Raw genomic sequence first — 15,028 nt, forward strand, 5'->3', positions numbered from 1 at the left:
ATAGCAAATCTACTAATTTTTTGTGAGTTTTAATAGCAAGGAGATTATTTTGGCTGCGACTGGGAAAGAATAGAGGAGAAGGTCATTAATAGAACGATGGGAATGATCGATATGATGAATGTTCATTGGCGCCTTGCTGAGCTGTGGCTGCTGCAGGAGAAACGGAGCTTAACGGAGCAAGAAAGCTCAGAGCTAAACGCCTGCATGAAATTGAATGCCAAGTATGCACAAAGACTTGCCGAACAATATAATTTTGGCTATATGGCGAGCATGACAGGTGATGAGGTTTGGCTTCAGGAAATCGCAGTCGAAATTGACAAGCTGGAGAGAACTCATGAATGCAAGCGTCCTTTGTTTTTTGAAGGCAAAACGGAAAAGTAAGCAAGAAACGGCTTATTAATGAGCGTGTATTGGTATGAAAAAAGAAATCGTCAAACGATCATTCACTAGTAATAAAGCTAGAATATAGGTTATTATGATAGTGATGATTTACATGTAGGGCATTCTAATTAAGAGGTGATAGGTTATGGCTTTTCAGTCCGCAAACATCTTTGTGAATTTACCGATTAAAGATTTGAATAAGACAGTCGATTTTTTTACTAAATTAGGGTTTGAGTTCAACCCCCAATTTACGGATGAGAAAGCTACCTGTATGATCATCGGACCTAATATTTTTGCTATGCTGCTGGTTGAGCAATACTTCCAAACGTTTATTGATAAAGAAATTGCAGATCCATCAAAAACAGCTGAGGTCATATTGACATTATCCGCCGAAAGCAAAGAGCAAGTGGATGAGATTGTGAATAAGGCTTTGGAAGCTGGCGGTAAACCTGCTAAAGATCCAATAGACCATGGATTTATGTATAACTGGAGCTTTCAAGATATAAATAATCATCTATGGGAACTAGTGTATATGGACCCAAGTGTGATTGAACAAGGGTAAGCGGAATAATGCAGGGGCTGTCTTAAACGTAGATTTATGTGCGTTTTGGACAGCCCCTGCTTTGTTTTGTTAATGGAGCTTAGACTGCGTGAATCCCTAAGCGTTGCTCTGCCGGCGATGCGCTCACTACTCACTACTCACTACTCACTACTCACTACTCACTACTCACTACCATCTGGATTGCACCACTATTTTCAGTTAACGAACCCAGCAGCTCTTATTTAAACCATTTGTATTGAATTATAAATGTAGCGAACTCCAGCGTCCTTATTTCGAGAAAAACAGCGCAGAACATCCTATAAAACATGCGATAACGTCAATAAGGTTCGTTAGTATTCAAAACATGGGATTTTGTTCACAATAAGCATGATTCAGTTCGTTAGAGTTGTGATCTGGGGAGGATTAGCCAGCATCTCGTTCCCAGTTTGTAAGAATAAGACCCCTTGAAGATGACATCAACCTCTGGTTATTAGTTATGACGTGAAAACAGTTCCCATAAAAGCTCACGCCTGCTGTTTACGCCGGTTTTTGTGAAAATCGACTTTAAATGGTCTTGAACGGTATAGGCAGAAATATGAAGAGACTTAGCAATTTCTTTAGTAGAAAATGCTTTGATGATCCGCTCTATAACCTCCTTCTCGCGAGAAGAGAGGGCGTATGCCTCTGATATGAGCGGAACAATATCGGATGGTTTAGCCGGCTCGATAAAGACCGCAAGCTGGGTCAAACCATTTGTCCCATCCAGCCTGCTCGCATGCAAGGATAAATAATGACCGCTCGGCATCCGAATACATACTTTTGCTAACTTTGATTCACCCGATGAAGAGGCTGGCTTCGCCAGCGCCCGAGAGCAAATGGCTCTGATTGGTCTTGGCAGTGTATCGTCTTCTATTTGCTCTAAGCCTCTTAAGGCGGAAAGCCAGCGGCGGGCAACCTGATTGGAGGAATTTAATTGAAGCTGCTCGGACAGCACCAAGAAGCCAGGCTCCTCTAAGCCTGCAACGCCCTCGGTCGACGGAAGCTCCAAAGCGTATTTCTTTAATGTTTTGGCTAAAATCGGAGCGACAGCGACGATAAACAAAATTTCCGACTCAAGGAAAAAAGGCTCCCCTGACTTACGGAACAACGTCAAATATCCCCAGCATGAACCCTCACAGAGCAAAGCAGCACGCAGCTCGTCTCCGAATCCAGCAGGCAGTAGAACCTCTTGGTAACGACCGCTGCGCCCCAAGTGGCCCTCAGTGGCTTCGCTTAAGGAGGCTGCTGCCATTTCTGCCTGAGCTAACTGCTCATAGCTGTTGTAATCCTCATGCAAATATTCATATTCAAATAAATGATGATGAATTGCCTCAACGGACTCATTTGTAGTCGCCCCGATTGAGAGCAGAGTCATCGGATCAACAGAGGTGCAGCAGGCTCCTGCATAAGGCACGGCTTCTCTGATGATGGATAAGGCCGCTTCGCGATAAGCCTGTGATGTTATTGAAGCAACGGACAACTTATTTAATCGCTGCTTGACCGTATCTATAGTTAAAGACATACGCAGTCTCCTTCATTTCTGTATTCGGAATCCCACATTTATGGGATGGTCGTTTATTTTATCTCCACTATAATTGAGAATAATTCTTAATTCATTTTACATAATGGATGAGACGATGAACAGCTTTGCTGCTGCTTATATAGTAGACGGCTATGTTGATTTAAGAGAGGATAAGGGGACAGCTATGAAAACAGACATCATTGTAGTAGGCGGCTACGGCCATGTGGGCGGGAAAATATGCAATCAGCTTGCGATTCATTATCCAGGCAACGTGTATGCGGCAGGCAGAAGTTTAGCGCGAGCTGAGCAATTTTGCCAGAGCGGTGGCGGGAAGGTAAAGCCGCTTCGCATTTCAGTGGAAGAACCGCTTAAGAAACAACAGCTTGAACGAGTAAAGCTTGTTGTGATGTGTTTGGATCAGATGGATACTGCCTTTGCGGAAGCTTGTTTGCTCGCTGGCGCGGACTATGTAGACGTATCGGCGAATGGTGCTTTTTTTGCAGCGATGGAGCAATTGAATAAAAGAGTGAACGATCAGCAAGGTACTGCTGTATTAAGCGTCGGGCTGGCGCCAGGCCTGACGAATCTGCTGGCACTTAAAGCCGTGCAGTCGATGGATGAAGTGCAACGGATTGATATCGGCATTATGCTGGGACTCGGAGATGCGCACGGCAAAGCGGCAATCGAATGGACAGTCGATAGTCTCTCACGGTCATTTCATATTACGGAATCAGGCAGCGCACGAAGAGTCAGCAGCTTTACGGAAGGGCTTAAAACAGATTTTGGCGCTGATTTAAAAGTCCGAACAGCCTATCGCTTCCCATTTTCCGACCAAGAAACACTACCTCATACATTAGGCGTACCATCAGTATCTACGAGGTTATGCTTTGATTCGCGGATCGTCACCAGTGCGATAGCACTCTTTAAGGGATTAGGATTCGATCGTCTGCTGCGATTAAAACCGATGAGAAGTTTGGCGATTCAACTGCTTGGTAAGCTTCGAGTCGGTTCTGCTCGTTACGCGGTAAAAATAACAGGTTACGGTGTTAAATCAGGAGCAGAGACGTTAATCGAATTTGGACTGCAGGGTACAGAGGAGGCAGAAATTACAGCACAAACGGCAATTGCGGTAACCATGGCTGTATACAGCTCGAATCTGCCAAAAGGAGTTTTTCATATTGAGCAATTATTTGAGCTCGATCTGTATGAAACAAAGCTTGAGCTGCGTTTAAAAGAGGACGAGAACAAGCTTTCAATCGCTGCCATCTCGAATATCGAGAGCTGGACTAGGATGAATATGTAGTTTTTCAGATGATTCATTTGGTATAATTAGCATTAAATGCCTAAAATACTGAATCGGATTTAAGATAGGGAGATGGAGCTGAGCATGGATAAACAATCGATGATTGCTTTCATTTTGGAAGAATATGCGTTCGTAAAGGAGGATAACCGCGCACAGTTTGATGCGATTATTTTGCGTTTATCCGGTCATAAGGGCGGTATATCGTTGGAGAGCTTGTCGACGTGGGAAGAAGATGACCTTACGCAGCTGTACCAAATTCTATCCGGCCATAAAATGACTCGTGAATACGTACCGGATATTATTCAAGCTTATGCCAGCATCGATAGGGCGAATTTGCCATCGAAAATATCGTTTGGGCCTATCATTGAAACTGAACAAAAATGGGATAAGCCGCGTATTCATCGGCAATATGGCAACTACGAGGTGCCGCAGGCGATTAATCAGCTGTACGAGCTGGAGACTGAGCTCGGAAGAGCAATGGATCTAGAGCTGGGGCTTATTATGCAAAAATATGACTTTCGCTATCCATGTACGCCGCCCGATTTTATTCCTTTCGCCAGCTCTGGTAGTGATGGCATTCATTATTGTTTTGTAACGGATTTTGGAGCTGTCAAAGATTTGGAGCAAGCTTATATAGCTGTCGTATCGCCAATGGATTTTGACTCGGAAATATGGCTTGTTGCCAAAAATATTAAGGATTTCCTTCGTCTTATTATTACGGATAGAAGTCTACTGTATAATAATCCTGCGTCATTTGATGATTTCTTTAAAAAGATGCGAGAGCAGAAAAATGAAAGCTTGGCGGAGGAGCAGTCAGCGGCGCTGCAAAGGCTGAAAGAGCTTTTTGGACTGCGTGAAATTACTGACTTGGAACAGTATATCCAAAGTGTACGTGAGGAAAGGGCGCAAGCAATTTGTATGCAAACGCTGGATTCGATTGGCGTTGTACCGCTTTCGGGTCAGGCTGATTATACCGCTGAGGGGCCGCTTTCTATTAATTGGAATGATAGGCGGGCGCTCGATGCTATTGTTGAAGATGCGAGCGCAGAGAGAAAGCTTGCTTTCCTTCGTGATGCGCAGCACAAGAAGTTAATTTTGGAAGACAGACGGATGCTCAGACGCTGCAAGCGCGTATTGTCGGAGCTGGAGTTATATCATGAGCTGAGTAATTTGCTTGAACTGGTTGACCAATAAATTATATATCAATGAGGAGTGTGTTCTCGATAAATCTATTATTTGTATGCAGCAGAAACAAGTGGCGAAGCTTGACTGCGGAAACGATTTTTCAAGGTGTTGGCGGCCATGAGGTGAGGTCTGCTGGTACGGAAGAGAATGCTCGGATTAAGGTGACAGCAGGTCATATTGGCTGGGCTGATTATATTTTTGCAATGGAGAAAAAACATATTCGAAGGCTGCAAAGCAAGTTTGGCCATGAGCTTTCGGGCAAGAAGTTAATCTGTCTTCATGTACCAGATGAATTCGAATATATGAACGAAGATTTAATCGATCTGCTTCGATCAAGTGCAGCTTCCTATGTCAGCGATCTGGCATAATGATTAATGTTTTTGTTCGATGACGAGCAGAAGCTTATACAAAGAATGGGCTCCGAGCAGTTGGTTTCTATTGACTCGATTTAGAAATTGCATCGATTCACGCGCTATTTTTATCGCATTTTCTACCTGGTTATCGTTAACCTCTTTCAGCACCTGCTGAATGATCTCAAGCGACCATACCGCCGCCTTGAAGGTGCGAATAATTAAGATTTGACGCAGATTTGCTGGACTGAAGATGCGGTAACCATTTTCCTTGTTGCGATTAACAATAAGGAGACCCATCTTCTCCCAGTGACGAATAGCGGAGCTAGGTATGGTTGTTGCCTCGGATACTTCCCCAATGGTCATCCCATTTCTTTTCCTTGCTTTATGCAGCAAATGAATTTCATCGGTCTCCAGCGCAAGAATCGTTTTATCGGCGATCGTTTTGTCACGGTGAAGCTCTGCCTGTGCACTGTTTACAAGCCATAACGCCTCATCAATCTCGCCATCGATCAGTTTAATCATCACTTCTTTGGTAAGCGTCATTCCAAAACCTTCATTCATCGCTCTTATGCACTCAAAGTAAGCGACGTGTTCTGCTGTATATATGCGATAACCGTTTGTCCCTCGTTTAACCGGTGGAATGATGCCCCAATCCTCGTAGTGCCTCAACGCGTTAGTACTAATATTTAATCTCCTGGCAATATCAATCGGCCGAATCATCACAAAAAACACCTCCGAACATTTTCTAAAAACATTAAACAACCAAGAGAACCTTTTTGTCAACGAAACGGGTTAAATAGGGTATTTATTTGCGTAACTTTCTCACTTGCATCAATGTAGTATGCTGGAATAAATGCTGGAAAAGAGCTCTAAATAGGCGAAGCGTTGCTTACCCCAAAAATTTATTGTCAATGAGGAGGACATGCATGAACGATACGATAGTCATTACAGGAGCGTGCGAAAATAACTTGAAAAACATTTCACTCTCAATCCCCAAATACAAATTGGTTGTGTTGACAGGACCTTCAGGCTCCGGCAAATCAACGCTTGCCATGGACACGCTGCAAAGGGAATGTCAGAGGCAGTATATGGAGTCAATGGGGATGGTATCGGATTCCATAAGCAAGCCGAAGGTGGAATCGATAGCTGGACTTTCTCCTTCCATCAGCATCGGTCAGCACGTCACCAATCGCAATCCGCGTTCTACGGTTGGTACGGTTACAGATATTTATACGTATTTGCGTTTTGTCTACTCCAGGCTTAGCAGCCGTGTATGCAGCAGCTGCGGTACAACTATACCGCCTGTATTCGATGAAGAGAATGATATCGCAGCTGCAGAGGAAGAGGAGGGATGCCAGACGATCGTATGCCCGGGCTGCAAGAAGGAACATGAGAAGCTCGGAATGGCTCATTTTTCTTTCAATAAGCCGGAGGGAGCCTGCGAGACCTGCAGTGGGTTAGGACATGTTGCTACGCTTGACTTAGAAGCGGTATTCAATCAAGAGCTGAGTTTCCGCGGCGGCTGTGTGACTTACCTGTACGAAGTACAACTCGAATATTATGCTGTCATTTTAAAGGCTGCAGGAGACCATTATGGATTTACATTTGATCTCGACCTGCCATTAAAGAATTATACGGAAATCCAGCGTGATCTGCTTTATTACGGCGTGGAGAGCGATGCATTCATGAGGCATTTTCCTCTTGCCGTACCGCCAAAAACAGTCGGAAAAGGCAAGTTTGAAGGCATTGTAACTGGTATGTGGAGAAGGTATAAAGAGAAGGAAAGCGAGCAAGGGGCAGCAGAAAAGGAAAACGATTATTTTAAGCAAGATGGGTGTACGGATTGCAAGGGCATGCGTCTAAAAAAAGAAAGCCGGTCAGCTTTAGTGGCAGGAGCTTCGATATCAGAAGTATCCACTTGGTCATTGGAGGATTTGCTTATTTGGACCAAGCAGCTTCAGGATGCTGTGCCTCCTCAGGGACGGCCGCTGCTTGCGCCTGTCATGACCGATATGCCGATACGTATAGAGAGAATCATCGATGTTGGCCTTAGTTATTTATCTCTGGATCGACAGACCGTCTCCCTGTCAGGCGGGGAAGCTCAGCGTCTGCGATTAGCGTCACTCCTTGGGTCTGGACTTACTGGTGTGCTCTATATATTGGATGAGCCAACAACAGGTCTACATCCGCGCGATACAGCAGGTTTGCTTCGCGTTCTCCTGCAGCTGCGTGATTTGGGCAACACGGTACTCGTTATTGAGCATGATATTGAGGTCATGAGAGCTGCAGATCATATTATTGATATCGGTCCAGGAGCAGGATATTTAGGTGGGACTGTCGTTGGTGAAGGCAGCTTGGAGGAGCTGATCGCAAGTGAGAGTTCCGTTACAGGTTCTTATTTACGTCAGGAAAGCTTGCCAGCGGCAGTACGGACAAGAAGGTCAGGCGACGGTAAACAGCTGTCGATCGTCCATGCACATGCTCGTAATTTGAAAGGGTTTGACGTTGCTTTTCCACTTGGCTGTCTCATCTCGGTGACGGGAGTGTCTGGCTCAGGCAAATCGACCTTGTTATTTGATTTGCTTGCGGAGGGAGGGCAGGGGAAACCACGTATTGCGGGTTGCGACAGCATTACGGGCTTTGAGCATATCGGAAATCAAATTACGGTCGATCAGTCACCATTAGGTCGTATGCAGCGCTCAAATATTGCAACTTATACAGAAGTATTTACACAGCTGCGAAATTTATATGCAGGGCTGCCAGAGGCGAAGCGCAATCAGCTTACCTCGAAGCATTTTTCATTCAATACACCAGGGGGACGCTGCGAGACTTGCCAAGGACTTGGCGTATTATCGGTAGACATGAGTTTTCTCCCTAATCTCGAAATTCGCTGCACGGCTTGCAAAGGAAAACGATTTAAAGATGAAGTGCTGCGAGTCACCTACGAGGGTTATTCGATATCGGATTTGCTTGATATGACGGTCCAAGAGAGCCGAGCTGTGTTTAAAAATAAAGCAAAAATTGCCAGCATGACCGAGCTGCTGTGTGAAGTGGGGTTAGGTTATCTGCAGTGGGGACAGTCGGTAAAAACGTTGTCAGGCGGAGAAGGTCAGCGAATTAAGCTGGCTAAGGAACTGAACAAGAGATCGAACAAGCATACCCTTTATTTGCTGGATGAGCCAACAACGGGCTTGCATCCAACAGATGTTGAACAGCTGCTTGCTCTACTCAATAAATTAGTGGATGCCGGCAATACGGTCATTCTGGTTGAGCATAGCTTGGAACTTATCCGGGAATCCGATTGGGTCATCGATATAGGGCCCGAAGGCGGTGCTGAAGGCGGCAATCTTGTCGCAGCAGGAACGCCAGAGCAAGTAGCGGGTATTGCTGCTTCCTATACAGGACAGTTTTTGAAAAAAGCGCTGGCTGGCGGATTGTAGAAATATATAAAGGGGAGCTGTCAACGTCGATTGCGTTGGCAGCTCCCTTATTCGCTATTCGGCAGCGAGCTCTAAAATCCGCTCATTCACATGATCAGAATATAACCCGCCATGGTAGCAGATGACTGTGTTTATGTCGTATTGCGTTAATTTTTTGATGGATTTTTTTGCGGTATCCGGGTCGAGACAATAATGTGGTGTCGGACCTAGCAGCTGGTCGTTTTCAACGATCAGGGCATCAGCTGCAATTAAAGTTTTGCTAGCGGTATGATAAAGGCTAAGATGTCCGGGCGTATGCCCAGGAGTGCCAATGACGATAATGCCTCCGCAATACGGCAATTGTTGCCCATCCGTAATGATAACATCGACATTCGCTTTAGGCGGATTTTCCAGCGTCTTCCTGAATGCGGCTCGCCATTCCTCAGGCACCTCAGCTGGCAAGGCTTTGACAGCTTGCTCAATCGATTCTGGTGTAACTTTGAGCAAATGTGCTTCACCTTGAATGTAAGGAGCTTCTACTTTGTCCGCAAGCACCTCCGCCTTATGAGGCAATTCCTGCAAAATCGCAGGCAAGCTTCCAATGTGGTCAAGGTCTTGATGGGTAATAATGATTTTGTTAAGACGCTCAAACGCAAGTCCAGCACGCTCCATTTGCTCCTTTATTAATGGCAGCTGCCCCGGATAGCCAGTATCCACTAAGATCACGGTGTCGTTATCCCAAATTAAAGTGGGATAAATCGTTTCCATTCGCCCCATCATGACCGCTGATATCGGCATCATATTAACTCCGCTTGCAATGTTCATTTTAACCCTCCGCTACTGTTTAGAAGTTTTTGCTGTAGGTGAGTTGCTCATTTCAAGTAACATCGTACCAGTAGTTAAAATGTATGTAAATAGTAAAATATTATATTATAACATAAAAATAATTATTTGTCAATATGCATTCGTAGCGTTTTTGATGAAAAAACGTTTCATCTCACGAATCATATGTTCACGCCCAATGGGGCCCCAAGGGTCCCATTCTCTAGAATCGGGATAATGTGCTTAAGTGCATTGTTTTTACTAATGGGATGTTGATACGCTCATCACATTGGAACTGCAAGCGATAGTAGAATACTACGTAAAGGTATGTTCACTATTTCCATAAAGGCGACAATTAATTGGCAGCAGTCTTATGATTACCCATTTTCCTTGTTTTGTAACCGAAGCAAGCTTTTTTCTTGCGTCCTGCTCGGCCATGATCATTTGCCGAATGATGATTTATTTGATTGCTTGGAAAAAAGGTGTAAATTCCTTTTCCCTCGTATTAGTCGGCATAGGTGTGGCTTTCTTATTGTCGGCGATGACTACATTTATGCTTGTGTTTATTCCTGCCTATTATTCCGGATCCTCCTATATTTGGATGACCGGAACAGTTTATGGAACAAGCTGGACCTATGTATGGAACCTTTTACCATGGACCTTCGTCATAATGGTTATCGCACTCGATTTATCTATTTACTATATCGGACACGAAATAACAGGTAGCAACGGGTGAAATTTTTTGGAGAAAGGAAGTGTGCATTTGAAGCGTGGCTACATCATTCTGGTTGGCGTCGTAGTTGTGGCTGCTGCAATTTTGATGTTTTTGTTCCGAGTAAATGAGAATCAGGTTACCGTCCAGCGCATGCTTGATTTCGAGCAGGCAGAGCCGACCTCGCAAGTAGTGTGGGAGGATCGAGAGTCCATTCGAGCATTCGAATATGCGTTCCGATTTGGGAAGCAAATGAAGGGAAAGGTCGATATCGCGGCACCACCCTATTCTGTAATCTTAGGGGACTCGCGTTACCTGCTTTGGATATCGGAGAGCAGCGAGCATGGTAATTTCATGAAGCCGGGTGACACGGGGACGCTTTATCGATTAGGGAAATCATTCACGAAGAAGATTTGGACTTTGCTGGAAGATGCGTATTCGGTGAGTGGTTCTAGCAAAGAAGGAGCAGACGAGCTAGTAGAAGGTGAACAGCAGATTACGCAGAGCATGTCGCCATCACCTATAATCGAGTCTCCAACTCCCATTCCTATACAGTCGTCCGAGTCGCCGAATAACGAAGCACTCGAGCCAGCGTATTTGGAAAGCTCAGCTTTCACGGAAGAAGAGAAGCCGCTTATCGAGCTAATTAATTTGCGAATAAAGTATTTGCATGAGAAAAAATGGGATGATTTTTTAAGCTTATACACGGAAAGTGCACGCAAGTCACGCGAAGATTCAAGCGGCTTTACCGGATTCACCATTACAAGCATAAAGGTCGAACAACCAATAGCTATTAAAGAGCAAAAGTCGTTGTTTGAGGCTGTCGTTCAGGTTTCGGAGATCAGGAACAATGAAGACAGCGGTGGAAGCTCAGTGTATGTGTTCCATAAGAGCAAGGAAAAGGGTGCTGAATGGCGTATAGCTGATGTAGATTAATCGTTAATTAGCGGATTCACACCGTTATAGACGCAACACAGAGTCTACAATAAAGATATAAAAATAGCGGCAGCAAATGTGTTTATACCCTCGTCATAGGCTGGATAGCCGGAAATGAGAGTGGTTTACATCATTGCTGCCGCTATTTTCGTCAACCTTTTAGACGGTTGTGAATTCTACCTCGATATGAATAACCTCAGACCGGCTGCCAATTCGTACCGGCGGTCCCCAAGTTCCGAAGCCTGATGATACGATGGCATGCAGTCCGCCTTTTTTTAAATAACCCCAATCGAGCTCAAACAGCTTTCTCGTAATCAGATGATTAGGCATCATCTGGCCGCGATGGGTGTGGCCAGATACGGAGATGTCGATGCCGTTATCCGCTGCGCTTGCGATGTCAGAAGGCTGATGATCGAGCATGATTAGCGGTCTAGATTGATCTAGAGGAGCGACAAGCTCCTGAATAGGGAGCCTTCCTTTGCCGCTGAATCCCGCAGCCGCCTTATCTTTACGACCGATGACATAGAAGCTGTCAGCAATGAGCGCCGTTTCGTCCATAAGGACACGAATGCCGATTGCATCCATTGCCGCAATAAATTCCGGCACTTTCCGGCCAATGTATTCGTGATTTCCAGTTACGGCGTAAACGCCTAGTGGCGCTTTAAGCTTGCCAAGCTCAGTTGACATGTTTTTGCGAAGAAAAGGCTCAATATCATCATCAAGAATATCGCCAGGAAGCAGGATAAGATCCGGCTTAATTTCTTTAACCTTGTTCACCAGCCTAACTAAATGCCGATTGCCTACGATTGTACCCAAATGAAGATCAGAAGCCATGGCGATGCGCAGCTTTTTCAATTTTCCAGCAGGTTTTGGCACTTGAACATGATAGGTTCGAACAATTGGGCTCCATGCATTCCATGAACCGCGGATAAGGAGTACAGCCATAATAAGCAAGGCTAACCCGCCTACACCGACAATATAGATTGATTTTTCAGCGCCAGCTGCTTTTAAGATAAGGGCAACAACATTGGCAGGCGGCAAAATGATTACGGCGTATTCCAATACGGCAAACCAGTAGGAACCAATCAGCTTCAGTACCTCGGCAACCGGTTTAAAAGGCGCACGGTAAGCGAGCCGGCCGATAATGTACGAAAATGCAATGATACTAGCAATGATCGTATACACTGTCGCATTTTCCAAATGAAATAAATGAGATAAGAACAGCCACCCATTCCAGCCAATATAGAAGGAAATGCCGCTGTATAAGAGCAAAACACCAAAAACAATAGCAACAACACGCAGCTTCATCCATCAACGCTCCCTAGCTCTTAATCTGCTTTCTTATAAGCTGAACCTACTATATCACACCGAGAATATAGCAGTAAAATTCACAAGAATAGCAGGAATAGATAATCGCCAAGTGTTTCAATACGATAGGAAGGATGCGAAATCGATGCATAAACGTTTTACAGCATGCTGGGAGTTAAGGCTGCAGGCGTTGCGCAGGCTGCGAGCCTATGGTATCGTTTCGTCATAATGATTGATGCGAATGAGGCATCTAAATGGAATGGAGCGAATAACCCGAATGAAATCGCTTGTACTGGCAGAAAAACCGAGTGTGGCGAAGGAAATAGCCCGTGTACTCGGCTGCGGACAGAAACATAAAGGCTACATGGAAGGCCCTAAATATGTTGTAACTTGGGCGCTGGGACATTTGGTGACACTGGCTGAACCTGAGGATTACGATCCGAAATATAAAACTTGGAATTTGGAAGATTTACCGCTGCTTCCGCCAAAAATGAACTTAAAAATTATGAAGGAAACATCACAGCAATATCGTACAGTAGCTCAGCTTTGTAAACGGCAAGATATCAGTGAGCTTATTATCGCTACGGATGCTGGCCGAGAAGGCGAGTTAGTCGCTCGTTGGATTATGGAGCTTGTTCATTGGCGCAAGCCGTTTAAGCGTCTTTGGATTTCATCTCAGACGGACAAAGCGATAAAGGACGGCTTCAACACCTTGAAGCCAGGCAAGGACTATAACAATTTGTATGCTTCGGCCGTTTGCCGAGCAGAAGCGGATTGGTTGATTGGATTAAACGTGACGAGAGCATTAACGACCAAATACAATGCACAGCTAGCAGCTGGACGCGTGCAAACGCCAACGCTTGCCATGCTGATGGAGCGGGAACAAGAAATACAATCGTTTCAATCGCAGCCATATTGGAATGTGTCCGCTGATTTTGGCTCATTCTCTGCGCATTGGCGGGAGCAGGATGCACAGGATGGAAGAGTATGGAGCCGCGCTGATGCAGATGCGATCGCCGCTCGTATCAAGCAGGGAACTGCAAAGGTAAGCAAGCTTCGCACCTTGGAGAAATCGGAGCCGCATCCTCAGGCCTATGACCTTACGGAGCTGCAGCGAGATGCCAATAAACGTCTGGGCTTCTCAGCCAAACAAACGTCCAACGTGCTTCAGAAGCTTTACGAGCAGCATAAGCTGGTTACGTATCCGCGTACAGATTCCAGATATTTGTCGAGCGATATGGTTCCAACCTTAAAGGGACGTTTAGAGAGCATCGCTGTTGGCCCCTACACACAGCTGGCTCGCAAGCTTGTCAGAATGCAGCTTCCGATAACGAAGCGGATTGTAGACGACAGTAAAGTAACAGATCATCATGCTATTATTCCTACAGAACAATTCGTGAATTTGTCTGCTCTAAGCAATGATGAGCGCCGATTATACGATTTAATCGTAAAACGGTTTATTTCATTATTTTATGGACCTTATCGCTACGATGAGACGAGTGTCGTGCTTGCTGTAGGCAAGGATAATTTATATGCAAAAGGGAAGATCGAGAAAGAAAAGGGCTGGAAGGAAATTTATCAATCAGATGCTTATTCTTCCGTTCAAGATGAGGACGACGACGACGGAGCGGGCTCAGGTCAAGGGAAGTCCGACGGACAGCCTGCTCAGCTGCTTCCACCGCTATCCATCGGACAATCTCTCCCCGTAAAGCAGGAAAAGGTACGCGAGCTTCGCACAATGCCGCCAGCACGCTATACAGAAGCGACATTGCTTACTCGCATGGAGAAGCACAGTCTTGGAACACCGGCAACAAGAGCTGATATTATTGAAAAGCTGCTCGGAACAGATACGATAACTCGGACGCAAAACAAGCTGATGCCAACGGGTAAAGGAAAGCAGCTGATTGAACTTGTAGTAAACGAGCTTAGAAGTCCTGATTTAACAGCGAAGTGGGAGCAGGAGCTGGAGCGCATTGCGAAAGGTAAAGGCGACCCGGCTGCCTTTATGAAAAATGTCAGACAGCAGGCATCGAAATGGGTTTCTGAGGTTATTGCTGAGACGAAGGAATATAAACCGCATAATTTGACCCATTCACGCTGTCCTGAATGCGAGAAGCCTTTGCTCGAAATTAACGGAAAACGAGGCAAATCGCTCGTCTGCTCAGATCGTGAATGCGGCTATCGCCGTTCAGCAGAGCCAATGCTCTCCAATAAGCGCTGCCCGCAATGCCATAAGAAAATGGAGATTAAAGACGGCAAAGCAGGGAAATTTGCACAATGCAAACCATGCAATGTCATCGAAATGCTTGGCGATAAGCAAAGCGGCAAAGTGAATCGCAAGCAAAACCAGAAACTGATTGAACAGTATAGCGACAATACGTCGATGTCCAATAGCTTGGCAGATAAGCTTAAGGCAGCACTTGAGAAACAATCAGGCAAATAAATTAGAGAAAACCGGCAACCAACCCTTTAAGGGCTGCTTGCTGGTTTTTTTTTGTGAAAAAAAA

At 45.2% G+C, this 15,028-nt stretch carries 13 protein-coding genes; 9 read left to right on the forward strand and 4 right to left on the reverse strand.

All coding sequences use genetic code 11. The features are described from left to right. Positions 1–96 precede the first annotated feature (96 nt). Positions 97–381: a DUF7667 family protein gene (locus tag BK120_RS11005; protein ID WP_256710852.1), complete on the forward strand. Its 285-nt coding sequence runs from the start codon at positions 97–99 to the stop codon at positions 379–381. A gap of 145 nt (positions 382–526) precedes the next feature. Then, on the forward strand, positions 527–943 hold the full coding sequence (locus BK120_RS11010; RefSeq protein WP_076267544.1) for a VOC family protein: 417 nt from the start codon (positions 527–529) through the stop codon (positions 941–943). 469 nt (positions 944–1,412) lie between these two features. On the opposite strand, the gene BK120_RS11015 is transcribed toward BK120_RS11010, so the two are convergent. Further along, positions 1,413–2,483: a helix-turn-helix transcriptional regulator gene (locus BK120_RS11015; RefSeq protein WP_076267545.1), complete on the reverse strand. Its 1,071-nt coding sequence runs from the start codon at positions 2,481–2,483 to the stop codon at positions 1,413–1,415. Between the two features lie 115 nt (positions 2,484–2,598). Here BK120_RS11015 and BK120_RS11020 point away from each other — a divergent pair, with 115 nt between their 5' ends. The 3 genes from BK120_RS11020 (at position 2,599) to BK120_RS11030 (ending at position 5,339) form a co-directional block, all read left to right on the forward strand. Then, positions 2,599–3,786, forward strand: coding sequence for a saccharopine dehydrogenase family protein (locus BK120_RS11020; RefSeq protein ID WP_256710853.1), 1,188 nt, complete (start codon positions 2,599–2,601; stop codon positions 3,784–3,786). An 84-nt stretch (positions 3,787–3,870) separates the two neighbouring features. After that, complete coding sequence (locus BK120_RS11025) at positions 3,871–4,980, forward strand: hypothetical protein (protein ID WP_076267546.1); 1,110 nt, start codon at positions 3,871–3,873, stop codon at positions 4,978–4,980. A 29-nt stretch (positions 4,981–5,009) separates the two neighbouring features. Continuing rightward, entirely contained in the window at positions 5,010–5,339 is a 330-nt protein-coding gene (locus BK120_RS11030; protein ID WP_076267747.1) for a low molecular weight protein tyrosine phosphatase family protein, read from the forward strand. 3 nt (positions 5,340–5,342) lie between these two features. On the opposite strand, the gene BK120_RS11035 is transcribed toward BK120_RS11030, so the two are convergent. Continuing rightward, positions 5,343–6,044, reverse strand: coding sequence for a MerR family transcriptional regulator (locus BK120_RS11035; RefSeq protein ID WP_256710868.1), 702 nt, complete (start codon positions 6,042–6,044; stop codon positions 5,343–5,345). A gap of 206 nt (positions 6,045–6,250) precedes the next feature. On the opposite strand from BK120_RS11035, the gene uvrA reads away from it, so the two are divergent. Then, on the forward strand, positions 6,251–8,764 hold the full coding sequence (uvrA, locus tag BK120_RS11040; RefSeq protein ID WP_076267548.1) for an excinuclease ABC subunit UvrA: 2,514 nt from the start codon (positions 6,251–6,253) through the stop codon (positions 8,762–8,764). A gap of 54 nt (positions 8,765–8,818) precedes the next feature. Here the strand turns inward: uvrA and BK120_RS11045 are convergent, their stop codons facing one another. Continuing rightward, positions 8,819–9,568, reverse strand: a complete 750-nt coding sequence (locus BK120_RS11045; RefSeq protein ID WP_076267549.1) for an MBL fold metallo-hydrolase — start codon at positions 9,566–9,568, stop codon at positions 8,819–8,821. A 370-nt stretch (positions 9,569–9,938) separates the two neighbouring features. Between BK120_RS11045 and BK120_RS11050 the strand changes: the two genes are divergently transcribed. Next, complete coding sequence (locus BK120_RS11050) at positions 9,939–10,301, forward strand: iron chelate uptake ABC transporter family permease subunit (RefSeq protein ID WP_076267550.1); 363 nt, start codon at positions 9,939–9,941, stop codon at positions 10,299–10,301. Between the two features lie 21 nt (positions 10,302–10,322). Then, complete coding sequence (locus BK120_RS11055; RefSeq protein WP_076267551.1) at positions 10,323–11,213, forward strand: YhfM domain-containing protein; 891 nt, start codon at positions 10,323–10,325, stop codon at positions 11,211–11,213. A gap of 159 nt (positions 11,214–11,372) precedes the next feature. Here BK120_RS11055 and BK120_RS11060 read toward each other — a convergent pair whose 3' ends face one another. After that, positions 11,373–12,521, reverse strand: a complete 1,149-nt coding sequence (locus BK120_RS11060) for a metallophosphoesterase (protein WP_076267552.1) — start codon at positions 12,519–12,521, stop codon at positions 11,373–11,375. Between the two features lie 277 nt (positions 12,522–12,798). On the opposite strand from BK120_RS11060, the gene BK120_RS11065 reads away from it, so the two are divergent. Then, the gene (locus tag BK120_RS11065) at positions 12,799–14,964 is read left to right on the forward strand and encodes a DNA topoisomerase III (protein ID WP_076267553.1); all 2,166 of its coding nucleotides are present in this window, start codon (positions 12,799–12,801) and stop codon (positions 14,962–14,964) included. Positions 14,965–15,028 lie beyond the last annotated feature (64 nt).

The sequence above is a fragment of the Paenibacillus sp. FSL A5-0031 genome, assembly GCF_001956295.1.
Taxonomy (GTDB): Bacteria; Bacillota; Bacilli; order Paenibacillales; family Paenibacillaceae; genus Pristimantibacillus.